The organism is Sphingopyxis sp. GW821-FHT02C12 (assembly GCF_059421785.1).
Genome location: NZ_JBWKVQ010000001.1, coordinates 2938827 through 2964148 on the forward strand (window position 1 = coordinate 2938827; position 25322 = coordinate 2964148).

Annotated in this window: 25 protein-coding genes; 14 read left to right on the forward strand and 11 right to left on the reverse strand. The window is 66.5% G+C overall.

Features of this window, described 5'->3' with window-relative positions:
• Nucleotides 1–21: 21 nt before the first annotated feature.
• The 6 genes from AC07U1_RS13990 to AC07U1_RS14015 are packed head-to-tail and all read left to right on the forward strand — an operon-like array spanning nucleotide 22 to nucleotide 5819.
• On the forward strand, nucleotides 22–1629 hold the full coding sequence (locus AC07U1_RS13990; protein ID WP_495176089.1) for a tetratricopeptide repeat protein: 1608 nt from the start codon (nucleotides 22–24) through the stop codon (nucleotides 1627–1629).
• Nucleotides 1626–2474, forward strand: a complete 849-nt coding sequence (locus AC07U1_RS13995) for a 4-(cytidine 5'-diphospho)-2-C-methyl-D-erythritol kinase (protein WP_495176088.1) — start codon at nucleotides 1626–1628, stop codon at nucleotides 2472–2474. The genes AC07U1_RS13990 and AC07U1_RS13995 overlap by 4 nt, the downstream gene beginning before the upstream one ends.
• The gene (locus tag AC07U1_RS14000) at nucleotides 2471–3202 is read left to right on the forward strand and encodes an N-formylglutamate amidohydrolase (RefSeq protein WP_495176087.1); all 732 of its coding nucleotides are present in this window, start codon (nucleotides 2471–2473) and stop codon (nucleotides 3200–3202) included. The genes AC07U1_RS13995 and AC07U1_RS14000 overlap by 4 nt, the downstream gene beginning before the upstream one ends.
• Nucleotides 3203–3261: 59 nt before the next feature.
• The gene (ilvD, locus tag AC07U1_RS14005; RefSeq protein ID WP_495176086.1) at nucleotides 3262–5124 is read left to right on the forward strand and encodes a dihydroxy-acid dehydratase; all 1863 of its coding nucleotides are present in this window, start codon (nucleotides 3262–3264) and stop codon (nucleotides 5122–5124) included.
• Complete coding sequence (locus AC07U1_RS14010) at nucleotides 5121–5510, forward strand: hypothetical protein (RefSeq protein ID WP_495176085.1); 390 nt, start codon at nucleotides 5121–5123, stop codon at nucleotides 5508–5510. The genes ilvD and AC07U1_RS14010 overlap by 4 nt, the downstream gene beginning before the upstream one ends.
• Nucleotides 5511–5522: 12 nt before the next feature.
• Entirely contained in the window at nucleotides 5523–5819 is a 297-nt protein-coding gene (locus AC07U1_RS14015; RefSeq protein WP_495176084.1) for a hypothetical protein, read from the forward strand.
• Here the strand turns inward: AC07U1_RS14015 and AC07U1_RS14020 are convergent.
• Nucleotides 5804–6379 carry a hypothetical protein gene (locus AC07U1_RS14020; protein WP_495176083.1) on the reverse strand — a complete coding sequence of 192 codons (576 nt, stop codon included), beginning with the start codon at nucleotides 6377–6379 and terminating at the stop codon, nucleotides 5804–5806. The two genes, AC07U1_RS14015 and AC07U1_RS14020, sit on opposite strands and share 16 nt — an antisense overlap.
• Nucleotides 6380–6406: 27 nt before the next feature.
• Between AC07U1_RS14020 and AC07U1_RS14025 the strand changes: the two genes are divergently transcribed.
• Entirely contained in the window at nucleotides 6407–7780 is a 1374-nt protein-coding gene (locus AC07U1_RS14025) for an NAD(P)H-hydrate epimerase (protein WP_495176082.1), read from the forward strand.
• Nucleotide 7781: 1 nt separating this feature from the next.
• Nucleotides 7782–8981 (forward strand): class I SAM-dependent RNA methyltransferase, encoded by a 1200-nt coding sequence (locus AC07U1_RS14030; protein ID WP_495176081.1) that lies wholly within the window; start codon nucleotides 7782–7784, stop codon nucleotides 8979–8981.
• Between the two features lie 36 nt (nucleotides 8982–9017).
• On the opposite strand, the gene AC07U1_RS14035 is transcribed toward AC07U1_RS14030, so the two are convergent.
• The 4 genes from AC07U1_RS14035 to AC07U1_RS14050 all read right to left on the reverse strand — a co-directional run bounded on the left by AC07U1_RS14035 (nucleotide 9018) and on the right by AC07U1_RS14050 (nucleotide 11850).
• Nucleotides 9018–9452 carry an MAPEG family protein gene (locus tag AC07U1_RS14035; protein ID WP_056347802.1) on the reverse strand — a complete coding sequence of 145 codons (435 nt, stop codon included), beginning with the start codon at nucleotides 9450–9452 and terminating at the stop codon, nucleotides 9018–9020.
• A gap of 15 nt (nucleotides 9453–9467) precedes the next feature.
• Nucleotides 9468–9899: an MAPEG family protein gene (locus tag AC07U1_RS14040; protein WP_056347800.1), complete on the reverse strand. Its 432-nt coding sequence runs from the start codon at nucleotides 9897–9899 to the stop codon at nucleotides 9468–9470.
• Nucleotides 9900–10050: 151 nt separating this feature from the next.
• On the reverse strand, nucleotides 10051–11214 hold the full coding sequence (locus tag AC07U1_RS14045; RefSeq protein WP_495176080.1) for a CaiB/BaiF CoA transferase family protein: 1164 nt from the start codon (nucleotides 11212–11214) through the stop codon (nucleotides 10051–10053).
• A 108-nt stretch (nucleotides 11215–11322) separates the two neighbouring features.
• Nucleotides 11323–11850 carry a helix-turn-helix transcriptional regulator gene (locus AC07U1_RS14050; RefSeq protein WP_222943122.1) on the reverse strand — a complete coding sequence of 176 codons (528 nt, stop codon included), beginning with the start codon at nucleotides 11848–11850 and terminating at the stop codon, nucleotides 11323–11325.
• A gap of 191 nt (nucleotides 11851–12041) precedes the next feature.
• Here AC07U1_RS14050 and AC07U1_RS14055 point away from each other — a divergent pair, with 191 nt between their 5' ends.
• Nucleotides 12042–13661, forward strand: a complete 1620-nt coding sequence (locus AC07U1_RS14055) for an NAD(P)/FAD-dependent oxidoreductase (protein ID WP_495176079.1) — start codon at nucleotides 12042–12044, stop codon at nucleotides 13659–13661.
• A gap of 4 nt (nucleotides 13662–13665) precedes the next feature.
• Complete coding sequence (locus AC07U1_RS14060; RefSeq protein WP_495176078.1) at nucleotides 13666–14211, forward strand: pseudouridine synthase; 546 nt, start codon at nucleotides 13666–13668, stop codon at nucleotides 14209–14211.
• A 57-nt stretch (nucleotides 14212–14268) separates the two neighbouring features.
• Here AC07U1_RS14060 and AC07U1_RS14065 read toward each other — a convergent pair whose 3' ends face one another.
• On the reverse strand, nucleotides 14269–15462 hold the full coding sequence (locus AC07U1_RS14065) for a type III PLP-dependent enzyme (protein WP_187141552.1): 1194 nt from the start codon (nucleotides 15460–15462) through the stop codon (nucleotides 14269–14271).
• A 242-nt stretch (nucleotides 15463–15704) separates the two neighbouring features.
• On the opposite strand from AC07U1_RS14065, the gene AC07U1_RS14070 reads away from it, so the two are divergent.
• Nucleotides 15705–17354, forward strand: coding sequence for an FAD-dependent oxidoreductase (locus AC07U1_RS14070; protein ID WP_495176077.1), 1650 nt, complete (start codon nucleotides 15705–15707; stop codon nucleotides 17352–17354).
• A gap of 71 nt (nucleotides 17355–17425) precedes the next feature.
• A complete protein-coding gene (locus AC07U1_RS14075) occupies nucleotides 17426–19237 on the forward strand; it encodes a calcium-binding protein (RefSeq protein ID WP_495176076.1) in 1812 nt (603 codons plus the stop codon).
• Nucleotides 19238–19243: 6 nt separating this feature from the next.
• Here AC07U1_RS14075 and AC07U1_RS14080 read toward each other — a convergent pair whose 3' ends face one another.
• From AC07U1_RS14080 to AC07U1_RS14100, 5 genes are all read right to left on the reverse strand, one after another.
• Nucleotides 19244–20416, reverse strand: a complete 1173-nt coding sequence (locus AC07U1_RS14080; protein ID WP_495177448.1) for a carboxynorspermidine decarboxylase — start codon at nucleotides 20414–20416, stop codon at nucleotides 19244–19246.
• Nucleotides 20416–20937 (reverse strand): O-acetyl-ADP-ribose deacetylase, encoded by a 522-nt coding sequence (locus tag AC07U1_RS14085; protein ID WP_495176075.1) that lies wholly within the window; start codon nucleotides 20935–20937, stop codon nucleotides 20416–20418. Before AC07U1_RS14085 ends, AC07U1_RS14080 begins: the two co-directional genes overlap by 1 nt.
• Nucleotides 20934–21284, reverse strand: a complete 351-nt coding sequence (locus AC07U1_RS14090) for a DMT family protein (RefSeq protein ID WP_495176074.1) — start codon at nucleotides 21282–21284, stop codon at nucleotides 20934–20936. The genes AC07U1_RS14085 and AC07U1_RS14090 overlap by 4 nt, the downstream gene beginning before the upstream one ends.
• Nucleotides 21281–22369, reverse strand: coding sequence for an alpha/beta fold hydrolase (locus AC07U1_RS14095; RefSeq protein ID WP_495176073.1), 1089 nt, complete (start codon nucleotides 22367–22369; stop codon nucleotides 21281–21283). Before AC07U1_RS14095 ends, AC07U1_RS14090 begins: the two co-directional genes overlap by 4 nt.
• Before the next feature lie 107 nt (nucleotides 22370–22476).
• Nucleotides 22477–23685 (reverse strand): saccharopine dehydrogenase family protein, encoded by a 1209-nt coding sequence (locus AC07U1_RS14100; RefSeq protein WP_495176072.1) that lies wholly within the window; start codon nucleotides 23683–23685, stop codon nucleotides 22477–22479.
• Between the two features lie 62 nt (nucleotides 23686–23747).
• Between AC07U1_RS14100 and AC07U1_RS14105 the strand changes: the two genes are divergently transcribed.
• Nucleotides 23748–24740, forward strand: coding sequence for a threonine ammonia-lyase (locus tag AC07U1_RS14105; RefSeq protein WP_495176071.1), 993 nt, complete (start codon nucleotides 23748–23750; stop codon nucleotides 24738–24740).
• A gap of 38 nt (nucleotides 24741–24778) precedes the next feature.
• A complete protein-coding gene (locus tag AC07U1_RS14110) occupies nucleotides 24779–25228 on the forward strand; it encodes a hypothetical protein (RefSeq protein WP_187141578.1) in 450 nt (149 codons plus the stop codon).
• Nucleotides 25229–25322: the final 94 nt, after the last annotated feature.

Consider the following 25322-nt stretch of genomic DNA (forward strand, 5'->3'; position numbering starts at 1 on the left):
GCGGCGCTGGCGCCGTTCGCCGTGCAGGCGGCCGACGGCGGCGATGCCGCGCTGAACGCGCTGGCCCGCGCGCGGTTGGCCGAGGATGCCGGCGATTCGCAGCAGGCGCTCGCCGCGCTGACCGCGGCGTCGAGCCTGATCCCCGATCTGCCCGGGCTGCGCGGGCGGATGCTCGAACAGGCGATCGACGCGGGCGATCTCGAGGCCGCGCGCAGCGCCGCAGCGCTGCTGTGGGCCGGCGGCGACCGGCGATTCGATGCGCAGCTGGTGCTGGTCACCGACGCCCTGCGCCGGTCGGACTGGAAAGCTGCGCGCGACTACGTCGCGGGTCGCGCCGACAAGACCGGCGGCGACGCGGTCGCGCGGCTGGTGACGCCGCCGCTGAACAGCTGGATCGATGCGGGACTGCGCGAAAAATCGCCCGAACGGCATCTGCTCGACGCTGGCGGGCGCGGACTGCCGCAGCCGGCGTTCCAACTCGAAGCGGCGCTGGTCCAGCTTGCGACGGGACGCAAGGCCGATGCGGTGGCGCTCGCCGACAAGGTGACGCTGACCGATCGCACCAGCCAGTTGGTCGCGGTTCGCCTCGCCGCGACGCTCGACAAGGCGGGCGAGAGTGATGCGGCGAAGCGGCTGCGCGGGCGGATCGCGCTCGCGGCCGGCGAGCGCGAAGATCCGGTGCTGTTGCTGCCCGACCAGGCGGTGATCAACCCGCGCGGCGGGGTGGCGCACTGGTTCGGCCTGCTCGCCGATGGCTTTGCGCGCACCCCGAACAGCAATCCGAAGATTCCGTTGCTCTTCGCGCGCGTCGCTTACTGGCTTGAAGGCAGCGACTGGCAGGCGCGCGCCGCGCTGGTCGAGGCGCTCGACCGCAACGAGCGCCAGGATGATGCGCTCGGCGTGCTGCAGGACGGCCGGGTGCCTCTGCCCCCGGTGCTGGTGATGCGGCGGGCCGAACTGCTGGCCGATGACGACAAGACGGCGGAGGCGGTGGCGCTCGCCGAACAGGCGGTGGCAACCGACAAGCCGGCACGCACCTTGTTGGTGCGCTACGCCGATGTCGCGCGGCGCTCGAACGATCCGCGCGCCGCCGAGCGCGCCTATGCGCGGCTCGAAGCCGATCTGGGCGACGATGATTTCGACAAGGCGCTGCACGGCAGCATCTTGATCGCGCGCGCCGAACTGCTGTTGCAGGCGAACGACTGGGACGCGGCCGAGCCGTTGCTCGACAAGGCGATCGCGCTGCGCCCGGACGATCCGAACATCCTCAATTTCGTCGGCTACTCGTCGATCGAGCGGCGCAAGAATGTCGACAAGTCGCTCGCGCAGATCGAGGCGGCGTGGGCGCAGGACCCGCAAAGCGCGGCGGTCACCGACTCGCTCGGCTGGGCCTATTTCCTGACCGGGCGTGTCGACGAGGCGGTGCCGCTGCTCGAAAAAGCGCAAGGCGGCGATCCGGGCAATGCGGTGATCGTCGAGCATCTGGGCGATGCCTATTGGCAGGCGGGGCGGCGGTTCCAGGCGCGCTACACCTGGCGTGCTGCAGCGTTGCTGGCGGAAGCCGATATGGCGACGCGGATCGCGGCGAAGCTGCGCGACGGGCTGACCGCCGCGACGACCGCACCGTGACGGTCTTTACCGAGACGGGCTGGGCGAAGATCAATCTCGCGCTGCATGTCCGCGCGCGGCGGGCCGACGGCTATCACGAGATCGAGACGCTGTTCGCCTTCGTCGACCATGGCGACGGGATCGCGGCGCGGGTCGCCGAGACCGAGAGGCTGGCGATTGACGGCGAATTTGCCGAAGGGTTGAGCAACGGTCCGGACAATCTGGTGCGGCGCGCGGTGGCGTTGTTGCGCGAACGTTATGGCGCCGACCGGGTGCCGCCGCTCGCGATCGAACTGACCAAGCGGCTACCCGTCGCGGCGGGAATCGGCGGCGGATCGGCCGATGCCGCGGCGATGGCGCGGCTGGTGCGAACACATTTCCTGCCCGAATTGGGCGACGCGACGCTGGCGCGGGTCGTCGCGCCGCTGGGCGCCGATGTCGCGGCGTGCGTCGCGAGCGCGACCTGCCTCGGCGTGGGGGTAGGCGAGCAACTCTCGCCGGTGCCCGAATTGCGCCTCGGCGATACCCCGGTGCTGCTGGTCAATCCGCGCGAGGCGGTGGCGACCGGGCCGGTGTTCGCGGCGTGGGACGGGATCGATCGCGGCGCGCTGTTCGGCGATCCAGCGGGGCGCGCGCAATTGTTCGCGGCGCGCAACGACCTGCAACGCGCGGCGATCGCGCAATGCCCCGCGATCGTCAGCGTCCTGACCGAACTCGGCGGGCTCAGCCCCTGGCTCGCGCGCATGTCGGGCTCGGGGGCGACCTGCTTCGCGCTGTTCGATGCGCTTGCCGAACGCGATGCGGCGTCGGTCAAGCTGGCGCAGAGCCATCCGCATTGGTGGCAGATGGCGGGGACGCTGCGATGAGCGAGGCGTGGGTCGCGCTCGGGTATCCGCGCGCGGGCGGGGTGCTGCTGATCGGGGACCATGCGTCGAACCATGTGCCCGCCGACATCGACCTTGGCATCGACCCCGCATTGCTCAGCGAGCATATCGCCATCGATCTCGGTGTGGCCGAGGTCGCGGCGCTGCTGGTCGAGGCGGCGGCGGTCGATGCCGCGATCCTCGGCGGGGTGTCGCGACTGGTGGTCGACTGCAACCGAGACGAGGACGCGCCCGGCGCGGTGCCGATCGCCAGCGACGGCCACGCGATCCCGGGCAATGCGCTGGATCATGACGGGCGCGAGGCACGGATCGCGCGCGTCTTCCGGCCCTATCACGACCATATCGCCGCGACGATCGCGGCGCAGCGTCCGGCGATGATCCTGTCGCTGCACAGCTTTACGCCATCGCTCGCGAGCGATCCGGATCAGGTCCGACCGTGGCAGGTTGGGGTGCTCTACAATGAGGACGACCGGCTGGCGGCGCCCGCGATCGCGGCGCTGGAGGACGAGGGACTGATCGTCGGCGACCAGCTTCCCTATTCGGGCAAGCTTCTGAACGCGACGATGAATCGGCATGCCGAGGCCAACGGGCTTCCGTATGTCGGGATCGAGATGCGGCAGGATCTGGTGCGCGACGCGGCGGGGCAGGCGCTGTTTGCCGAACGGCTTGCTCGCATGTGCAACAAACTGGCATTGAATATCGCAGAATAGGTGTGTAGAGGCGCCTTTCTTCGCCGAATTTTGAAATATTATTATCAGGACTGCTCAAAATGCCTTCATATCGTTCGCGCACCACCACCCATGGCCGCAACATGGCGGGTGCTCGCGGCCTCTGGCGCGCGACCGGGATGAAGGACAGCGATTTCGGCAAGCCGATCATCGCGGTGGTCAACAGCTTCACCCAGTTCGTGCCGGGCCATGTCCATCTGAAGGACCTCGGCCAGATGGTCGCGCGCGAGATCGAGGCGCATGGCGGGGTCGCCAAGGAATTCAACACGATCGCGGTCGATGACGGCATCGCGATGGGCCATGACGGCATGCTCTACAGCCTGCCGAGCCGCGACCTGATCGCCGACAGCGTCGAATATATGGTCAACGCGCATTGCGCCGACGCGATGGTGTGCATCTCCAACTGCGACAAGATCACGCCGGGCATGCTGATGGCGGCGCTTCGCATCAATATCCCCGTCGTCTTCGTGTCGGGCGGCCCGATGGAAGCGGGCAAGGTCGTGCTCAAGGGCAAAGCCGTCGCGCTCGATCTGGTCGACGCGATGGTCGCCGCGGCGGATGAGAAATATAGCGATGAGGAAGTGCTGGCGATCGAACAGGCGGCGTGTCCGACCTGCGGCAGTTGTTCGGGCATGTTCACCGCCAATTCGATGAACTGCCTGACCGAAGCTTTGGGACTGTCGCTGCCGGGCAATGGCTCGACGCTGGCGACGCACGCCGACCGCAAGGCGCTGTTTTTGAACGCCGGTCGCCTCGTCGTCGACATGTGCCGCCGCCATTATGAGCAGGACGACGACAGCGTGTTGCCGCGCAATATCGCGACCTTCGAAGCGTTCGAAAATGCGATGAGCCTCGACATCGCGATGGGCGGGTCGACCAACACGGTGCTGCACCTGCTCGCCGCGGCGTTCGAGGCCGGGGTTGATTTCACCATGGCCGACATCGACCGGCTGTCGCGCCGCGTGCCGTGCCTGTCGAAGGTCGCGCCGGCGAAAAGCGACGTCCATATGGAGGATGTCCACCGCGCCGGCGGGATCATGGCGATCCTCGGCCAGCTTGAGCGCGCCGGGCTGCTTCACGCGCACCTGCCGACGGTGCACAGCGCGACCTTGGGCGATGCGCTCAACAAATGGGATATTTCGCGGACCAACGACCCCGAGGTCCAGAAATTCTTCATGGCGGCGCCCGGGGGCGTGCCGACGCAGGTCGCGTTCAGCCAGGACCGGCGCTGGGACGACCTCGACCTCGACCGCGAGGCCGGCGTGATCCGCTCGGCCGAGCATGCGTTCAGCCAGGATGGCGGGCTGGCGGTATTGTCGGGCAATGTCGCGCTCGACGGCTGCATCGTGAAGACCGCCGGGGTCGACGAGAGCATTCTGAAATTTTCGGGTCCTGCGAAGGTCTATGAAAGCCAGGATGCTGCGGTCGCCGGAATCCTGACCGGGCAGGTCGAGGCGGGCGACGTGGTCGTCATCCGCTACGAAGGGCCGAAGGGCGGGCCGGGGATGCAGGAAATGCTCTATCCGACGAGCTATCTCAAATCGAAAGGGCTGGGCGCCGCCTGCGCTTTGATCACCGACGGGCGGTTTTCCGGCGGCACCTCGGGGCTGTCGATCGGCCATGTTTCGCCCGAAGCGGCCGAGGGCGGGACGATCGGGCTGGTCGAGAATGGCGATCTGATCAACATCGACATTCCGTCGCGGACGATCACGCTTGCGGTCGCCGACAGCGTGCTGGCCGAGCGTCGCGCCGCGATGGAGGCGAAGGGGGAGGCTGCCTGGCAGCCCGAGAAAGCGCGTCCGCGCAAGGTTTCGGTAGCACTTCAGGCTTATGCCGCGATGACGACCAGCGCCGCACGCGGCGCGGTGCGCGATCTGTCGCAGCTAAAGGGGGCCAAGGGTTGAGGACTATCGGACTGGCGGCGCTGCCGCTGTTGTTGCTCGCGGCGTGCGACCGCGCCCCCGACAATGCCAAGCTCGCCGAAACCGAAGCGAAGCAATCGCGTGACGCGGCGAATGACGGGCGCATCGAATGTGCGCTCGAAGGCGCGAAGCTGTTCGACCGCACCTGTACGGTGCAGGAAATGAACGGCGAAGCGGGCACCATATTGGTCGTCGGGCGCGGCGATGTCGGCTATCGGCGCTTGCAGATCACCACCGACGGTCGCGGTGTGGTATCGGCCGACGGCTCCGAACAGGCGACGGTGACGATCATCGGCGAAGGCATGATCGAAGTCGCGATCGGGGCGGACAAGTATCGTTTGCCGGCGGATACGGGCGGGGTCGACTAAGCCTTGCGGGGCATGGACATTCTGTCGCTGCTCGGCTTGTTTCTTTCCGTGGTTTTTGCCGCTCTGGCCTGGCGTCGGACGCGGGGACTTCCTGAAGCGAGCGTCATCCGATGGCTCGTACCGCTCTTCGTCGTCGCGGCCGTCCCCCTCGGCATTTTTGCTTGGTGGGGGCAATATACGCCCGCCGGGCGCCGCGCTTTCGACGAAATGGATGGCCTCTATCCGCTCGCGGCGGGCGTGATGGCCCTGTTGCTGACCGCGGCGGCGGCGCTTGTCGGTATATGGGCGAGGCGTCAGGCCGGCCGGTAGCGGAGGCCGTTGCTCGCGAAACCTCCCTTTGCGTCGAACGAACTCCAGATTTCCCCCCATTTGAAGGTCATGGGGGATTTCCAGTTCGGACCGAGGCCGAGATTTTCGGCCAGCGCCTTGCGAACAAAGGCGATCTCGGCATCGATGGCGCCGCGCGTTGGCCAGCCGTCCTCTTCTGCCGCATCCGGCAGGGTCACGCTCCACCCGGCTTGTTCCAGACGGTCGTCCTGGAAACATAGCGAGACGATCGCCGGGTGGCCGCTAAAACTCAGGCCGTGCAGGTATAGCCATGCATATCCATTGCCATGGTCTCGCGACCTTTCGACGAGATGGGTGATCTGCGGTTCGATCTCGGCGCGGGTTTGATAGGGGGCGAAGCGTGCTTCGCCCACACAAAGGCCGCCGGAACCCGGTTCGATCGAAAAGGCGGACGTCATGCGGCGATATTCCCCTGTCCCCGAAACCCTGGAATACAAACCTATCGTGGCTTTGCGGGAGGTCAACAACCGGGCGTGCCGGTTCGGGGCATCGGCGACCAGGATGCGTATAATGTTCTGCATCGACGGCAAACGCGCTACGACAAGGAAATGGTCATTCCCCGCGACGCCCCGATCCTGACCACCGCCGCGATGCGTGCGGCAGAGGCGGCGTGCGTGGAGGCCGGGACCTCGCTGTCCGAATTGATGGACCGGGCGGGCGCGGCGGTGGCCGACACGGCATGGCGTATGGCGGCGGGCGGGCCGGTGCTGATCCTGTGCGGGCCGGGGAATAATGGCGGCGATGGCTATGTGGCGGCGCGTTTGCTTGCCGAGCGTGGCGCGGCGGTGCGGGTTGCCGCGCTGGCCGAACCGGCGACCGATCTGGGGCGCGCGGCGCGGGCGCTGTGGGGCGGGCCGGTCGAGGCGCTGACGGGCGATACCGGCCCGGCGCCGCTGATCGTCGATGCCCTGTTCGGCGTCGGATTGACGCGGCCGATCGGCGGCGACCTCGCGGCGATCTTGCGGAGCTTCGCCGGGCGTCGCGTGCTGGCGGTCGATGTGCCGAGCGGGGTCGATGGCGATGGGGTTCACGACTGGACACCGCCGCTGTCCGCCGATGTGACGCTCGCCCTGGGGGCGCTCAAGCCCGCGCATATGCTGCTGCCGGCTGCGCCGCATTGCGGGCGGGTTTTGTTGGCGGCGATCGGGATCGCGGCCGAGCGAGCGATGCGGAGCGCGGCGCTGCCCTTGATCGTCGCACCCGGTGCCACTGCGCACAAGTTCAGCCGCGGGATGGTGTTGGTCCGGTCGGGGCCGATGCCCGGTGCCGCCCGGCTGACCGCCGCCGCGGCGCTGCGGAGCGGGGCGGGTTATGTCGTGTTGAGCGGCGCCGACGATGCGCCTTTCGATGCGATCATTGCCGAAGAAGCGGCGCGCTATGGCGAGCGGCTGGGCGATGCGCGGGTCGGCGCGGTGATCGTCGGGCCGGGTTATCCGGCGGGCGAAGGACTGGACCGCGATGTTGCGGCGGCGCTCGATGGGGGCAAGCCGCTTGTGCTCGATGCCGCTGCCATCGCTGCCGCTCTGCCGCGCCTGCGCGCGTCCCGTGGCGCGGTGCCCGCGATCCTGACCCCGCATGAGGGCGAGTTCGCCAGGGCTTTTCCGGGGCTGGCGGGCAGCAAGATCGATCGCGCCAGGGCCGCCGCTGCCGATGCGGGCGCGGTGCTCATCTACAAGGGCGCCGACACTGTGATCGCGGCGCCCGATGGCCGCGTCGTCGCGGCCTGGCCGGGCAGCCCCTGGCTCGCCACGGCGGGGACGGGCGACGTCCTCGCGGGGGCATGCGGGGCGATGCTGGCGCGCGGCGGCGATGCTTTTGATGCGGCGGTTTCCGCAGTGGGCTGGCATATTGCGCGCGCGCAGGCTATCGGCCCCGGCCTCGTCGCCGACGATCTGGCGGCCGACGACCTGGCGAAAGACTGACGTGACCGAAACCACCCTGATTACCCGTATCGCCGCGCGCGGCGATGGCGTGACCGCCGATGGCCGCCATGTGATGGGCGCGGTGCCGGGCGACCATGTCCGCGACGACGGCATCATCGTCCCCGGCCCCAACCGTGCCGAACCGCCGTGCCGTCATTTCGGCAAATGCGGCGGGTGCCAGATGCAGCACGTCGCCGAACCCGCGCTCGCCGACTATGTGCGCGACCGGGTGATCGGCGGGCTTGCGGGGCAGGAGGTGTCGGCGGACGTAGTGCTGCCCGCGCTGCTGTCGCCCGCGCACAGCCGTCGTCGCGCGGCGCTGACCGCGCTGCGCACCGGTAAGCAGGTCGCGATCGGTTTCAACGCGGCGCAGAGCAACCAGATCGTCGACATGCGGATGTGCCCGCTGTTGCTGCCCGAACTGTTCGCGCTCGTCGCGCCGGTGCGCGAATTGCTGACGCTGATCGCGCCGTCGCGGCGGCCGGTGAAGGTCAAGATGCAGATGCTCGACCAGGGCGTCGAACTGGTGCTCGAAGGCGTGAAGGCCGAAGGACTCGACGCGGCGATGGCGCTGCAGGATTTCGCAGGGGCGAACAGGCTGGCGCGCTTCGTCATCGACCAGGGCGACGGGTATGAGACGCTGTGGCAGCCCGATCCGCCGACCGTGCGCTTCGGCGGCATCGCGGTCGAGGTTCCGCCCTTCGCGTTTCTGCAGCCGACGGCGGTCGGGCAGGAGGCGCTGATCGAGGCCGTGACGAGGGCGATCGGCGATGCACCGGCGGTCGCCGACCTGTTTGCGGGGGTCGGGACCTTCGCGCTGTCGGTGCAGGCGGGGCGGAAAGTCTATGCCGCCGAGGGCGCGCGCGATGCGGTCGCGGCGCTGACGGGGGCGGCGAACCGGGCGCGGGCGCTGGTCGCGAGCGAGCATCGCGATCTGTTCCGGCGGCCACTGGTGCCGGCCGAACTCAACCGTTTCGGCGCGGTGATTCTCGACCCGCCGCGCGCCGGCGCCGAGGAGCAGGCGAAGGAACTGGCGGCATCGGACGTGCCGGCGATCGCCTATGTCAGCTGCAACCCTGCGAGCTTTGCGCGCGATGCGAAGATATTGGTCGCGGGCGGCTATCGCCTCGACTGGGTACAGCCGGTCGGGCAGTTCCGCTGGTCGACGCATGTCGAACTGGCGGGACGGTTTTCGAAATAGCCGTCGCCCCCGCCTTCGCGAGGGCGACGTCCCAGATCAATGCAGCACGAAGCCCATGAACGCATGCACGCACAGCGCGAGCAGCGCGAGGCTCGCCAGCGCGAAGATGCCGAAGCGCCACATCACGCGGTTGACCGTCGCCTGGATGATGCTGTGCAGGATGCGCAGACCGACATAGGCCCAGGCGATCTGGGTGTTGAGGCCGCCGCCCAGACCGCCGATCGCGAGCGCCAGCGCGACCGCGTAGAACACCGTCGGCTGTTCCATCAGATGGTTATAGTTGTGCGCCTTCCACTGGACTTCGGGCGGCAACACCTCGTCGAGGCTCTTACCGGTGCCGCCGACCAGCTTCGCGGCGTCGATCTTGGCGCGGCTCATCGCGGGGATGCGCGTCGCGTACATCCACACCCACATCACCATCGACCATAGTGCGAGCGTCGCGACCGGCCCCAATATCGCGTTGGTTTCCATATTCTTCTCTCCCCCTCAACCCAAAGTTGCGATCACCGCCAGCAAGGCGAGCGCCAGCAGGCACAACGTCGACGCGGCAAAAATGGCAAAGCGCACCGGAATGCGGTTCACCGTCGCCTGCCAGAAACTGTGGATGACGCGTAGCGCGACATAGGTCCAGGCGATCCACACAACATAGGCGGGATAACCGCCGACCGCGTGCAGGATCAGGATGACCGCATAGAAAAGCGTCGGCTGTTCGAGCAGGTGCGTATAATTATGCGATTTCCAGTTGGCGAGCGGCGGCAATATGCCTTCGAGGTCGCCGCCGCGGCCGCCGGGAGGGGCCGCCTTCAGGTCGATCCCCGACTTCGCCAGCGCGCGGAATCGCGATACCGCGACCCACACCAGCATGATCAGCGTCCACAGGATCAGCACCGCGCCCGGCGCGAGAATATTCGGCGTCATCTGCTTCCCCCTTTTGTTTGGCGACGATGCTAGGGCTGGTCCGCCACAATGCAAGACTTACTCGTCATTGCGAGCGAAGCGAAGCAATCCAGAGCGGTTTACGCGTGCTCTGGATTGCCGCGTCGCCTCCGGCTCCTCGCAATGACGATGCTTATTGGTTTTGCGGCGCCGCCACCTCGGCCCGGATCGCGGTGCCATCGCCGTCGATCCGGGGAGCGAAGCCGATATCGCGCGACGGCGCGGCACCATATTTCACCGGCGGCTGCATCTCGTAGAAGCCGCCGACATCGGGATGGGTCCGGTGGCGAAAAAAGCCCGTCGCGGCGAGGTGGGGGTCCTCTCGAATGTCCTGCAGGTCGCGCACCGCCATCGCGGGAATATCATTCTCGGCGAACAGCGCGAGCCATTCGTCGGTCGTTTTCGCCGGGGTCTGGTGCGCGATCTCGGTGTAGACGAGCTGCATATGCTCTCCCTTCGCCTTCGCCGCCTCGAACGCCGGGGTGCCGAGCAACGGCGCGCTGCCGAACAGCGCGAGCAGGCGCGCGGTCGAATCGGGGGTGTAGGGGACGATCGCCACATAACCGTCCTTGGTCGGGAAGGGCTGGCGCGTCCGGTCGAGCTGGCGCGGGTACCCCGCCGGGCCGATCGGCGGATCGAGCGTGTCGTCGCGCAGATGCTCGACCATCATGAAGCTGGTGAAACATTCGAACATCGCAACCTCGACCGCCTGGCCCTCGCCGGTGCGCAATTTGTGGATCAGCGCCGCGAGGATTGCCTGCGCGCCATATTGGCCCGCGACCTTGTCGGCGATCAGCGAAGGCAAATAGCGCGGACGCGGGTTGCCGTCGACGCGCGGTAAAAGGCTGGTGGTGCCCGTCGCGGCCTGAATGACATCGTCATAGGCCTGGAGATCGGCGTAAGGACCGTCCTGTCCGAAGCCGGTGCCATGGACATAGATGATGTCGGGCTTGATCGCCTTGCAGCCGTCATAATCGAAGCCGAGCCGCGCGATCGCCTTGCCGCGGACATTGTGGAAGAACACGTCGGCGGTCGCGATCAGGTCGCGCAGCACCGCGGCGTCCTCGGCCTTCTTGAGGTCGAGCGCGATCGACCTTTTGCCGCGATTGACCGTCAGGTGGACCGACCCCATCGTCGGGTCGGGAATGCCGTTGCCGAGGTAGCGCGAGATATCGCCCAGCCCCGGCGCCTCGACCTTGATTACCTCGGCGCCCAGGTCGGCGAGCATCTGGGTCGCATAGGGGCCGAAGATGACCGTCGTCAGGTCGATGATGCGGATGCCTTCGAGCATGGTCATGCAACAGTTCCGGTAATCACGCCGCGTCTCTCCTCCGCCCGTTTCTTTGGGCGACGATAGAATGATTGCGAAGTGAAACGGAAGAGGCGATTGGCACGCGGGCCAAGTTTATGCGGGGCGCGGTGCGTCGAGCAAATCCTCGATGAACAGCGAAACCAGCATGGCCTGGCTGCTGACCCCGGCCTTGGCGTAAATCTGGCTGAGCTGCGAGCGCACCGTGCCGGTCGCCGCGCCGCGCAGCCGGGCGATCGCGGCGACGTCGCAGCCCTTGAGCGCGAACAGCGCGACTTCGCCTTCGCCCGGGGTCAGTCCCCATTCGTCGAAGCGCAGCGCGATATGGTCGGCGAGCGCGCCGCGTGCATCGGCGAGTGCCCGGTCCTGTCGACGCAGTTCGGCGGTGATCCGGCGGATGTAGCGCGACCCCATCACGACTCCGCCGAGCAGGGCGAAGGCGACGATGCATTCCATGACGATCTCCGCGGTGATGCCCTGGCGCACCTCGGTGAACAGGTCGTCGATGCCGTCGACGACGAAGTAGATGGCGGCAACCGCTTGAAGCGCGAGGGTGGCGACCGGGAGCGCGACGCGCCGGTCGGTCAGCAGTTGGGCAGGCGGGTTCGGTTCGGGCTGCGGCATATGACTCCCACTTATGTCGTGGAATTTGAGCGCCTGCTTATAGGCGCGATCGGCGGTCGGGCCTAGCCGCCGGGAAATGGCCGACTGTCGACGGCGCCGCCGCCGTGGGCTTTCATGCCTTTGTCGCGCTCGGGCTGGACTTTTAGGACAGGGCGATTGGCGCGCCCGCCGATGCGGGCTAGAGGGCGGCGATGCTTCGCCTGACCGAATTGACGCTGCCGCTGCACCATGCGCCCGAGGACCTGCCCGCCGCGATCTGCAAGCGGCTGCGGATCGGGCCGCGCGAACTGGTGAAATATGTCGTCGCGCGGCGGGCGAACGATGCGCGCGACAAGGCTGCCATCAAACTGATTTATTCGATCGACGTCAATGTGAAGGACGAGCGCACGGTGCTCGCGCGCTTCCGAAAGGACCGCAATGTCCAGCCGACGCCGAACACCGCCTATAAATTCGTCACCAACGCGCCGCCTGCGGGCACCAAGCGCCCGGTCGTCGTTGGGGCGGGGCCGTGCGGGCTGTTCGTCGGGCTGATCCTCGCGCAGATGGGTTTCCGGCCGATCATCCTCGACCGCGGCAAGGTGGTGCGCGAGCGGACCAAGGACACTTGGGACCTGTGGCGGCGTTCGGTGCTCCACCCCGAATCGAACGTCCAGTTCGGCGAGGGCGGGGCGGGGACCTTTTCCGACGGCAAGCTCTATAGCCGGATCAAGGACCCGCGCCACCTCGACCGCAAGGTGCTGACCGAATTCGTCAAGGCGGGCGCGCCGCCCGAGATATTGACCGAGGCGCATCCGCATATCGGCACCTTCCGGCTGGTGACGATGGTCGAAAGCCTGCGCGAGACGATCGAGGGGCTGGGCGGCGAATATCGCTGGCAGCACAAGGTCGACGGGATCGACATTGCGACCGACGGTGCCGGCACACGCCGGGTGCAGGGCGTGCATCTGAACGGCGGCGATTATATCGAGGCCGACCGCGTCGTCATGGCGGTGGGGCACAGCGCGCGCGATACGTTCGCGATGCTGCTGGCGGCGGGCGTGCATGTCGAGGCCAAGCCCTTTTCTATCGGCGTCCGCATCGAGCATCCGCAATCGTGGATCGACAAGTCGCGCTTCGGCGCCGATGCGGGCAACCCGATATTGGGCGCGGCCGAATATCATATCTCGCACCACTGCAAGAACGGCCGCACCGTCTACAGCTTTTGCATGTGCCCCGGCGGAACCGTGGTCGCCGCGACGTCGGAGGAGGGGCGTGTCGCCACCAACGGCATGAGCCAATATTCGCGCAACGAACGCAACGCCAATTCGGGCTTCGTCGTCGCGATCGACCCGGCGCGCGACTATCCCGGCGATCCGCTCGCGGGCATCGCCTTCCAGCGGCATTGGGAATCGCTCGCCTTTGTTGCCGGCGGGTCGAACTATCGGGCGCCGGCGCAGCGCGTCGGCGATTTCCTGAAGGGGCGCGCGTCGACGGAACTAGGCAGCGTCATCCCCTCCTATCGTCCCGGCGTGACCCCGACCGACCTTGCGGCGTGCCTGCCCGATTTCGCGGTCGAGGCGATGCGCGAGGCGATCCCGGTCTTCGGGCGTCAGATCGCGGGATACGACCACCCCGACGTCGTGATGACCGGGGTCGAGACGCGCACCTCGTCGCCGGTGCGCTTCACCCGCGGCGACGATTTTCAGAGCCTGAACACCGCCGGGCTGTTTCCGGCGGGCGAGGGGGCGGGCTATGCAGGGGGCATCCTCTCGGCGGCGGTCGACGGCATCAAGGTCGCCGAGGCCGTGGCCCAAAGTCTCATGCGAGCCTGATGCCGTGACGCTAATCCTGTTCAACAAGCCTTATGACGTGCTCAGCCAGTTTACCGATCGCAGCACGGCGGGATCGACGCGGCAAACGCTGTCGGACTTCATCGACGTCCCCGACGTCTATCCGGCGGGGCGGCTCGACCTCGACAGCGAGGGGCTGATGCTGCTCACCGACGACGGGCGGCTGCAGGCGCGGATCGCCGACCCGAAATACAAGATGCCCAAGACCTATTGGGCGCAGGTCGAGGGTGAAGTGAGCGAGGAGGCGCTGGTGGCGTTGCGGCGGGGCGTGATGCTCAAGGACGGGCTGACCCGTCCGGCCGAGGCCGAGGCGATCGCCGACCCCGGCCTATGGCCGCGCGATCCGCCGATCCGGGTGCGCAAGAGCATTCCCGACACTTGGATCAGCCTGACGATATCCGAGGGGCGCAACCGGCAGGTGCGGCGGATGACCGCCGCCGTCAGGTACCCGACCCTGCGGCTGGTGCGCTGGCGCATCGGCGACTGGACGCTGGGCGATCTGAAGCCCGGCGAATGGCGGCGCCACGACTGAAAAAAAGGGCCGGTCGCTTCGCAGCGCCGGCCCTTCCTTTTTCGTTCGCCGTCCGGTTCAGAACAGCTTGGTTACCGTCGCGGTTCGGCGCTCCGGCTCGGCTTCGCCGGTGTAGAGGCTGGCCATCGGCTCATCGCTCACCACATGGGTCTCGTCGGCGCCAAAGCCGTTGAACTTGGTCCGCATCGCGCAGCCATAGGCGCCGAGCATGCCGATCTCGATGAAATCGCCCGCCTTGATGTCCGCCGGCAGGAAAAACGGACCCGCCATATGGTCGAGGTCGTCGCAGGTCGGGCCGTAGAAGCTGAACGCCGTCATTTCGGCGTCGCTCTCGGGCTCGCGCAGCAGCGTGACCGGGAAGCGCCAGCCGACATGCGCGGCGTCGAAAAGCGCGCCATAGGCGCCGTCGTTGATGTACAGCTCGTCGCCGCGGCGCTTTTCGACGCGTACGATCAGGCTGCTGTACTCGGCGGCGAGCGCGCGGCCGGGTTCGCACCACAGTTCGGCCGAATAGCTGATCGGCAGGCTTTCGAACGTCCGGTGGATCGTTTCGAAATAGGCGCCGAGCGGCGGGGGTTCCATGCCCGGGTAGGACGAGGGGAAGCCGCCGCCGACATCGATGATGTCGACCGTCACCGACGCCGAAACGATCGCGGCGCGAACGCGCTCCATCGCCTGCGCATAGGCATGCGGGGTCATCGCCTGGCTGCCGACGTGGAAGCAGATGCCGAGCGCGTCGCTGGCCTGGCGGGTCGCCATCAGCAGTTCGGCGACATCCTCGGGCTCGGCACCGAACTTGGCGGCGAGGCTGAGCTTCGAATGGTCGGACGAAACCCGGAGACGGACCAGCAGGTTGAGATCCTGAGCGCCCTCGGTCGCGCGGACGATCTTTTCGAGTTCGTCCATCGTGTCGAGCGAGAAGGTACGCACGCCATGCTTCCAATAGGCTTCGGAAATCGCTTCCTCGGCCTTCACCGGATGCATGAAGCAGAGCGTCGCCTTGGGCAGGGTGCGCGCGACGAGGCGGACCTCGGCGATCGAAGCGACGTCATAATGCGTGACACCCGAATCCCACAGCACGCGCAGCAGGTCGGGCGACGGATTCGCCTTGACCGCATACATGGTCGTGCCGGGAAATCGCTCGATGAAGAAACGCGCTGCGCGCGCCGCAGCGTGCGGGCGGACAAGCGTGACAGGTTCGACCGGCGAAAGTGCCTGAATCAGCCCGTGGGCGCTATGATGCTGGTGCAACTCAAGGGACCCCCAAAAAATACGTTAAACATCCGAGGCTGCCTTGCGGTTATTGGAAGTCCCCCTGGGGCAGCGGAGGGCGATATATGCAGGGGGGTCCCCCCTGTAAAGACCCTATCGCGCAATTTTGTAACGCAGCGGTAACAGTCGCGCCAAAGCGGGCCTGACGCACGGTAACCGGGGGACAAAGGGGCGGTTTCCGGCTATCGCGGGCATCTTCTCCCGCCGAAGGACCGCGCCGCATGACCGCACCCGCCGACGTCAATCACACCTTTCCCGATGCCGAGATCGACGAACTGCTCGCGTTCGGCACGGTCGAATCGCACAAAGCGGGCGATCTGATCCTCGCCGAGGGGACGATGGCGCCCGACTGTATCCTCACCCTGTCGGGACACACCGACATCTTCGCGACGACCGACGAGGGCCCCAAGCGCGTCGGCTGGATGGAGCGCGGGCAGTTTGCGGGCGACCTGTCGGTGCTGACCGGACAACGCCATTCGTCGCGGATCGAAATGGGCGCCGACGGCGATATTCTGCGGATCGCGCACGCCGATTTCCAGCGGCTGATCGCGGGCAACAGCCATTTCTCCGACGTCTTCGTACGCGTCTTCGCGGCGCGGCGCGAGTTCGGCAACAGCCGCGGCTTCGCCGCGATCATCGTGATCGGCGCGGCGATGGACCGCGGCGTCTATGCGCTGCGCGACCTGTTGATGAAACATGGCGTTGCGCATCGCTGGTTCGACCCGGCCGACGGGCCGGTCGCGGGCCATCTGATGGCCGAGCGCGGACTGACCGACGAACAATTGCCGCTGGTGATCCTGGGGGCGACCGAGCCGCTTGTGCAGCCGACCCCCGAGAGCCTTGCGGTGGCGCTCGGGCTCGACCTGCTGCCCGACGGCGCGACCGCCGACGTGCTGGTCGTGGGCAGCGGGCCGGGCGGGCTGGCGGCGGCGGTCTATGCCGCGTCCGAAGGGCTGACGGTGATCGCGCTCGATTCGCTCGCGCCCGGCGGACAGGCCGGCACCTCGTCGAAGATCGAGAATTATCTGGGCTTTCCGACCGGCATTTCGGGCAACGAATTGGCGCGGCGGGCGACGGTGCAGGCGCAGAAATTCGGCGCGCGGCTGGTGTCGCCAGTGCGCGCGGCCGAGATCGGGCGCGATGGCGACGCCTATTGCCTGCACCTCGCCGATGGCCGCAAGCTGCGCAGCCGCGCGGTGGTGGTCGCGAGCGGGGCGCAGTATCAGCGCCTACCGATCGAGGGCATCGAGGCCTATGAAGGCCGCGGCATCTATTATGGCGCGACCCCGATGGAGGCGCAGCTGTGCGGCAATGCCGAGGTCACCGTCGTCGGGTCGGGCAATTCGGCGGGGCAGGGGGCGATCTATCTCGCGAGCGTCGCGAAGAAGGTTTACGTCATTTTCCGCCGCAAGAGCCTGCGCGAGACGATGTCCGAATATCTGGTCAAACGGCTCGAGGAACATCCGAACATCGAAATCATCGGGTCGACCGATGTCGTGGCGTTGCACGGCGAGGATCGCCTGGGCGGCCTGACCTATCGCTGCCGCGAGACGGGCGCCGAGGATCATTGCGATTGCGGCTTCCTGTTCCTGTTCCTCGGGGCGACCCCGAACACCAACTGGCTGCCCAAGGAAATGGTGTGCGACGATCGCGGTTTCGTGAAGACCGGCACCGACATCGCGCCGATCGAACTGGTCAAGGCCGGCTGGGCGCTCGACCGCATGCCGAGCCGCTACGAGACGAGCTGGCCGCGCATCTATGCGATCGGCGATGTGCGCAAGGGATCGGTGAAGCGCGTCGCCTCCTCGGTGGGCGAAGGATCGGTGGTGGTCAGCGACATCCACCAGGCGCTGGCGGAGATTGCCTCCTGATTTTGTGATGGAACACGCGTGGATCGTCCGATAACCTCCTGTTATCCATAAGAGTCGGTGAGGAGAGCATCATGGCGTTCATTCCTGGCGGTCCGGGCGACGATATCCTTTCGGGCACCCCCGATGCGGACGTGATCGAGGGTTATGATGGCAATGACCGGATCAATGCCGGCGAAGGCGACGATGTGGTCAAGGGCGGCCGCGGCAATGACGTGATTGACGGCGGGGGCGGCAACGACATGCTCTACGGCAATGGCGGCAGCGATACGCTCATCGGCCGCGACGGCAACGACATCATCTATGCCGGCGGCGGCGCCGACACGGTTCAGGGCGGCGACGGCGACGACAGAATCTATGATATCGACTCCCCGGCGTCGCCCGGCAGCGGCGGCGGCGTCGACCGGTTCGACGGCGGCGCGGGCAACGACAGTTTCTTCATCGATCGCGCGACCCCGTCGACGCTTTCGGAACGCATTACCATCTTCGCCGACCCCAGTCCGACGGTGATCGGCAACGACCTCGTCGATTATCGCAACGCGCATAACGACATCGCGACGATCAGGCTCGAGGGCGGCGCGGACACCTTCATCCTGCGCGACAGCGGCGGCGGGCGCGTCGATCTCGACCTCGGCGCGGGGCCCGAACAGGATAAGATCATCTTCATGGATACGACGCCGGGCGTGGCGGGTCAGGCGGGGCTGGTCGTTTCGGACTTCGGCACGGTGGCGCGGCAATCGTCGCTGACCGGGCTGGACGTCGTCGACCTGTCGCCGCTGCTGTCGTCGCTCACCAACTGGGACGGGGCCAACCCGTTCCTGACCGGGCATTTCCGGCTCGTCGAATCGACGCAGGGGACCGTCCTGCTGCAGGCCGATTTCGATGGGGCGGGTCCCGGGGGCTATACGACGCTGATCCAGTTCAAGCCGCAGAGCCTGATCGCCTCCGACCATCTGCGCGTTTCGGACTTTGGCGAGGCCAATTTCATCAACATCCCGCTGGGCGGGGTGACGCGCGTCGGCGGTCCCGGCGACGACATCCTGAACGGCAGCGCGTTCGACGACGATCTGACGGGCGCGGGCGGCGATGACGAGCTCTACGGTTTTGGCGACGACGATGTGCTGAACGGCAATGAGGGCAACGACCTGCTCGATGGCGGCGCGGGGGCCGACACGATGACCGGCGGCATCGGCGACGATGTCTATGTCGTCGACAACCCGCTTGATGTCATCGTCGAAGGGGCGGGCGGCGGCACCGATCGGGTCGTCTCGTCGATCGACTACACGCTCGCCGCCAATCTCGAGGATCTGGACCTCAGGGGCGGCGCGGGGCTGGCGGTGACGGGCATCGGAAACAACGCCGACAACAACATCCAGGGCAATGGCCGGAACAATTCGCTGATCGGCGGCGCGGGCAACGACCTGCTCGCCGGTGGCGAGGGCAACGACACGCTGAATGGCGGCGGCGGCAACGACGCGCTGCTCGGGAACGAAGGAAACGATGTGCTCAATGGCGGCCCCGGACTCGACCTGCTCGATGGCGGCGCGGGCGCCGACCGCTATGTCTTCATTCCGTCGGGCGTGAGCACGACGCAGATCGACCGTGTCTATTTCTCGACGCCCGATGGCGACGTCATCGACCTCAGCCTGATCGACGCGGTCACCGGCGGCGGCGACAGTGCGTTCAGCTTCATCGGCACGAACGCGTTCAGCGGCGTCGCGGGCGAGCTCCGCTACGAATTTATGGGGACCTGGGACGAAGGCGCGCGGTCGGGAACGACCTATCACGTAAGCGGCGACATCAATGGCGATGGCGTCGCCGATTTCATGATCGATGTCTCCATGTTGGGAACGGCACCGCTCGGCGCCAGCGACTTCATCCTCTAAGAGGCGTCAGCTCAGCCGCGTCTTGAAATCCGCATAATCGAATTCGCGGATCAGCGTCAGCTCGTCGCTCTCGCTGTCCCACAGCCAGATCGACGGCAGCGGGACGCCGTTGAACGTGTTCGTCTTGACCATCGAATAATGCGCCTGGTCGAGAAAGGCGAAGCGCTGGCCGACCGCCGCGCCGCCGGGCAGGCGATAGTCGCCGATCACGTCGCCCGCTAGGCACGAAGGGCCGCCGAGCCGGGTCGGCGCGCCGTCTGTTCCCTCGCCCAACATCGCGGGGCGGTACGGCGCCTCGATGACGTCGGGCATGTGGCAGGTCGCGCTGATGTCGGTGATCCCGATGTTCATGCCATTGTCGAACAGGTCGAGCACCTCGCCGATCAGGATCCCGGCGTCGAGCGCGACCGCCTCGCCGGGCTCGATCATCACGTCGCAGCCGGTGGCCTCGTGCACGCCCTTAAGGAAGGCGATCAGGTCGTCGACCTGATAGTCGGCGCGGGTGACATGATGGCCGCCGCCGAAGTTGATCCATTTGAGCTGGCCGAAAAAGGGCGCGAGCGCGGGCTCGACTGCGGCCCAGGTGCGCGCGAGCGGCGGGAAATCCTGTTCGCACAACACGTGCATATGGATGCCGTCGATGCCGTCCATATGCTCGGGGTGGAGCTGGTCGATCGGGAAGCCGAGCCGGCTGCACGGCGCGGCGGGGTCATATTTCGCGACCTCGCCCTCGCTGTGCAGCGGGTTGATGCGCAGGCCGACGTCAAAACGCTCGCCCGCCATGCGCGCGGCTTCGAGCAAGGGGCGGAAACGGGCGTGCTGGCCGGGCGAGTTGAAGATCAGATGGTCCGACAGGCGGCAGATTTCGGGCAGATCCTCGGCCTTGTAGGCGGCGCAATAGGTCGCGACTTCACCGCCATATTCCTCGCGCCCCAGCCGCGCCTCGTAGAGCCCCGAGGCGCAGACGCCGTCGAGATAATCGGTGACCGTCGACCCCAGCGACCACATCGAAAAGGCCTTCAAAGCCGCGAGCACGCGCGCACCCGACGCGTCGCCGATATGGCGCAGCACGCCGAGGTTCGCGCGGATCTTCGCCGCATCGACGACGAAGGCGGGCGAGGGGACGCGGTGGAGGTCGAAATGGGCAAAGGCCCCGGGATCGCCGGCTCTGGTTTCCATCATTCACTTCCCGATTGGTCGAGCGCCGTCGCAAAGGCCCTTTGCGCCGCGTCGTTGAAACAGACGAGCTGGATTTCGTTGATCGCTTCCGGATGGTCCGCGAGCCACTGCCGGATGGTAGCGATCGCCACTTCGGCGGCCGCTTCGACCGGATATCCATAGATGCCGGTAGAAATGGCGGGGAAAGCGATAGTTTTCAAGTCATGCGCAAGCGCAAGAGCGAGCGAGTGGCGATAGCAATCGGCGAGCAGCCCGGGCTCGCCATGGTCGCCGCCGCGCCAGACGGGGCCGACGGTGTGGACGATATGGCGCGCGGGGAGCCTGTAGCCCTTCGTGATCTTCGCTTGCCCGGTCTTGCAGCCGCCGAGCAGGCGGCATTCGTGCAGCAGGTCGGGTCCGGCCGCGCGGTGGATCGCGCCGTCGACCCCGCCGCCGCCGAGCAGCGAGCTGTTCGCCGCATTGACGATCGCATCGGTCGCCACCTTGGTGATGTCGCCGGTCGTGACGCGGATGTTCGTCATGCGGCAATCGGTCCCTTGAAGATGAAAAAGGCGCCGCCCATGATCAGCAGGAAGCCGATGAGGTGATTGACGGTCAGTTTCTCGCCGAGCCAGAAGACCGCGAAACCCGCGAAGACGATCAGCGTGATCACCTCCTGCATCGTTTTCAATTCGGCGGTCGAATAGACGCTGTGGCCGATGCGGTTCGCTGGTACCGCGACGCAATATTCGAAAAAGGCGATGCCCCAGGCGAGCAGGATCGCGAGCCACATCGGGCGCGAGACGTCACCGAGGTGGCCGTACCAGGCAAAGGTCATGAAGATGTTCGAGATGACGAGCAGGAAGATCGGCAGGATATAGGGCGTCATCTCTTATCCTTCGTCAGCGGCAGCACATCGCGGAGCAGCGCGGCGAAGAAATGCCCCGGCTCCTCGACCATCGGCATATGCGCCGAATGTTCGAGCCAGACGAGCGTCTTCGAGGGCGCCTTGACCTTGGCGAACCAGTCGGCGGCGACCGGCGAGGGGACGGTATAGTCGTGGCGGCCGAGCAGGAAGACGATCGGCACGTCCATCTTCCTCACCGGCCGGAAGCTGACGTCGGCGAGGCGCGGCCAGAGTGTCGTCACCGAAAATTCGCTACCCTTGCCCCAGGCTTGGCGATCGGCCTCGCTATATTCGGGCGAGAGGCGCGGGGTCTGGAAATACCGGGTCAAGTCGGGCTTGTTATAGATCAGCGAGCCATAGGGAATCGCATATTTGCGCCAGCCGTCGGCTTTGGCGATGGTGAAGTCGCCCGCCGGATAAGGCGCGAGCGCGTCGATCGCGGCGACGGCCTCGGCGTTTCCGGCCGCGACCGCCTTGGCGCGGGTCCATGCCATGCCGGCTTTTTCGCCTTCGCGAAAATCGATGCCCTGGCCGACCCCGACATAGGCGTAGAGCAGGTCGGGGCGCTTCACCGCAACCGACAGGCCGACGATCGAGCCCCAGCTGTGGCCGAGCAGCACGACCTTGCGCTTGGAGTAACGCTTTTTCAGCAGCTCGATCAGTTCGATGGCGTCGTCGCGGTAGCGCTCGACCGTCATCGTTGGCGCGAGCGTCGCGGGGTCGTTGAGCGGATAGGAGCGCCCGGCGCCGCGCTGGTCATACTGGACGACGGTGAAGACATCCTCCCACGGACGCTGGAACGCCCAGGCAAAAGGCATTTCGACCGCGCCGGGGCCGCCGTGAACGAAGATCAGGATCGGGTTGTCGCGGTCGGCGCCGCGCACATTGACGACCTGCCGCGCGCCCCCGAGGGTGAACTCGAAGGTTTCCTGCACGCCGTTCGGGGTGACGATCTTGCCGATATCGGCGACGATCGCGCGGGCGGGGGCGTAAGCGTCGTCGGGTTGCGCTGCGGCGGGGGGCGCGAGGGCGGCGAGCAGGGCAAACGCTGCAGTAAGAATTTTCATCGAAAACAGCCCTTCGTCACCCCCGCGAAAGCGGGGACCCAGTTCTGCCGTCGCTACTGGGTTCCCGCTTTCGCGGGAATGACAAAAGTGGGTTGGGATCGCGGCGATCAGAAATCCAGCGGCGCATCCAATTCCTTGACCTGCCAGGGCAGGCCCTGATTGTTCAGCATGTCCATGAAGGGATCGGGATCGAACTGCTCCATGTTGAACACCCCGGTGCCTTCCCAGGCGCCGGTCACCATCATCGCGGCGCCGATCATCGCGGGCACGCCGGTGGTATAGCTCACCGCCTGATTGCCGGTCTCGGCATAAGCGTCCTCATGGTCGCAGATATTGTAGAGATAGAGCGTCTTTTCCTTGCCGTCCTGGCCGAGGCCGGTGGCGATCACGCCGATGTTGGTCTTGCCCTTGGTGGTCTCGCCGAGGCTCGACGGTTCGGGGAGCACGGCTTTCAGGAACTGCAGCGGGACGATCTCGCGGCCTTCGTAGATCACCGGGTCGATGCGGGTCATGCCGACATTCTGCAGCACGTTGAGGTGGGTGATATAGGCCTCGCCAAAGGTCATCCAGAAACGGATGCGCTGGATTTCGGGCAGGTGCGTTTTCAGGCTTTCGATCTCCTCATGGTACATGAGGTACATCGTCTTTTCGCCCACCGCTTCGAAGTCGAATGTCTGCTTCACCGACATCGGCGGGGTTTCGACCCAGTCGCCATTTTCCCAGTGGCGCGCGACCGCGGTCACTTCGCGGATGTTGATCTCGGGATTGAAGTTGGTCGCGAAATGCTGGCCATGGTCGCCGCCGTTGCAGTCGAGGATGTCGAGCGTGTCGATGCGGTCGAAATGATGCTTCTTGAGCCAGGTGGTGAAGACGCTCGTCACGCCGGGGTCGAAGCCCGAGCCGAGCAGCGCCATCAGCCCCGCGTCCTTGAAGCGGTCCTGATACGCCCATTGCCAGTGATATTCGAACTTCGCCTCGTCGCGCGGTTCGTAGTTCGCGGTGTCCATATAATGGGCGCCGGTCGACAGGCACGCCTCCATGATGGTGAGATCCTGGTAGGGAAGCGCGAGATTGACGACATGCGTCGCGCCGACCTGGCGGATCAGCGCCGCGGTCGCGTCGATATGGTCGGCGTCAACCTCGGCGGTGTCGATGGTGACGCCGGTACGCGCCTTCACCGATTCGGCGATCGCGTCGCATTTGAACTTGCGGCGGCTCGCCAGCGTGATGTGCGGAAAGATGTCGGGGTTCATCGCCATCTTGTGCACCGCGACCGAACCGACGCCGCCTGCGCCGATCACCAAAACCTTGCTCATGAAAATCTCCTGCGCCTGTCTATGCGGCTTGTCTTGTATGACCGGCCCTATAGGACGAAGCGATGACACAGCAAAGCCCCGAACCCCTGCTCGATCCGGCGCGCGCGCCAAGCCTCGCTGGGGTCGAACGCGCCGCGGCGAAAGTCGCTGCATTGCTGCCGCGAACGCCGTTGCTGCCGCTCGAGGTCGACGGCGTCACGATCTGGTGCAAGGCCGAATGCCTGCAACCCGTCGGCGCCTTCAAGATTCGCGGCGCCTGGCACCGGCTGTCCGACCTGACCCCTGAGCAGGCCAGCGCGGGCGTCGTCGGCGTGTCGAGCGGCAATCATGCGCAGGGCGTTGCCTGGGCGGCCAAACGGCTGGGGATCAAGGCGACGATCGTGATGCCGAGCAACGCGCCCGCGATGAAGCTGGCGGCGACGCGCGCGCTGGGGGCAGAGGTGGTGCTCTATGACCGCGTCACGGAATCGCGCGACGCGGTGGCGACGAAGCTGCTCGACGAACGCGGCGGGACGCTGGTGCATGCCTATGGCGATCCGTGGATCATCGAAGGGCAGGGGACCGCGGGGATCGAGGCGCGCGCGCAGATGGCGGAGCGCGGGATCGATGGCCCCGACAAGGTGATCGCCTGTTGCGGTGGCGGCGGCTTGTCGGCGGGGCTGGCGCTCGCCTGTCCCGAGGCCGAGGTGATCGCGGTCGAGCCCGAGGGTTGGGACGATGTCACCCGCAGCCTGGCGGCGGGGGAGATCTTGTCGGTCGAGAACCTAGCCTATCCGACCGAATGTGATGCGCTGCAGACGCCCGAGACCTGGCCGATCAATTTCGCGGTGTTGCAGGCGCGCGGGGTCCGCGGCGTCGTGGTGACGCGCGAGGAAGTGCGTCATGCGATGCGTATGGCGTTCGAGAAATTGCACCTCGTCGTCGAGCCCGGCGGCGCGGCGGCGCTTGCGGCGGTACTCGCGGGCAAGGTGTCGCCGGGCAAGGCGACGCTGGTCACCCTGTCGGGGGGCAATGTCGACCCGCAGAAATATGCGGAAATTTTGGCCGGATATTAATCGGCCCCGGTGCGTTGTAAGGGCAAAGGAGATATATGATGCAGAAGAGCATGATCCTGTTCGGAGCCACCGCGATGGTGTTGCTGGCCGGCTGCGAAAAGGCCGAGGCCCCCGCGCCCGCGCCGACCGAAACCACGGTGGTCCCGGACGAAACCGTTCCCGCCGACGACGCGACCGATCCCGAAGCCGACCCCGCGACCGCGCCGCACCGCTTCGCGAGCTGGGCCGGAAAATGGACGGGGGTCGAGGGCATGTTCGTGACCATCACCCCCGGCGAACCCGGCAAATACAAGCTGGAGATGCAGTCGGACCTCGACACCAAGGGGACCTATGACGGCAACGACAGCGAGCATGGCATCAAGTTCAAGCGCGGCAACGAGGAATTGAGCCTGCGCCGCGGCAATGGTGACGAAACCGGACTGAAATGGCTGGCGGGCAAGAAGGAATGCCTGATCGTCAAGGACGGCGAGGGCTATTGCCGGGATTGACCTGGCCGTCATCCCGGCCTTCGCGGGCGCGCCCACGCTACTGCTCCACCGGAATAGCCATTTGAGTCCGCGTGCCATTCGAAGAATTGGCGAC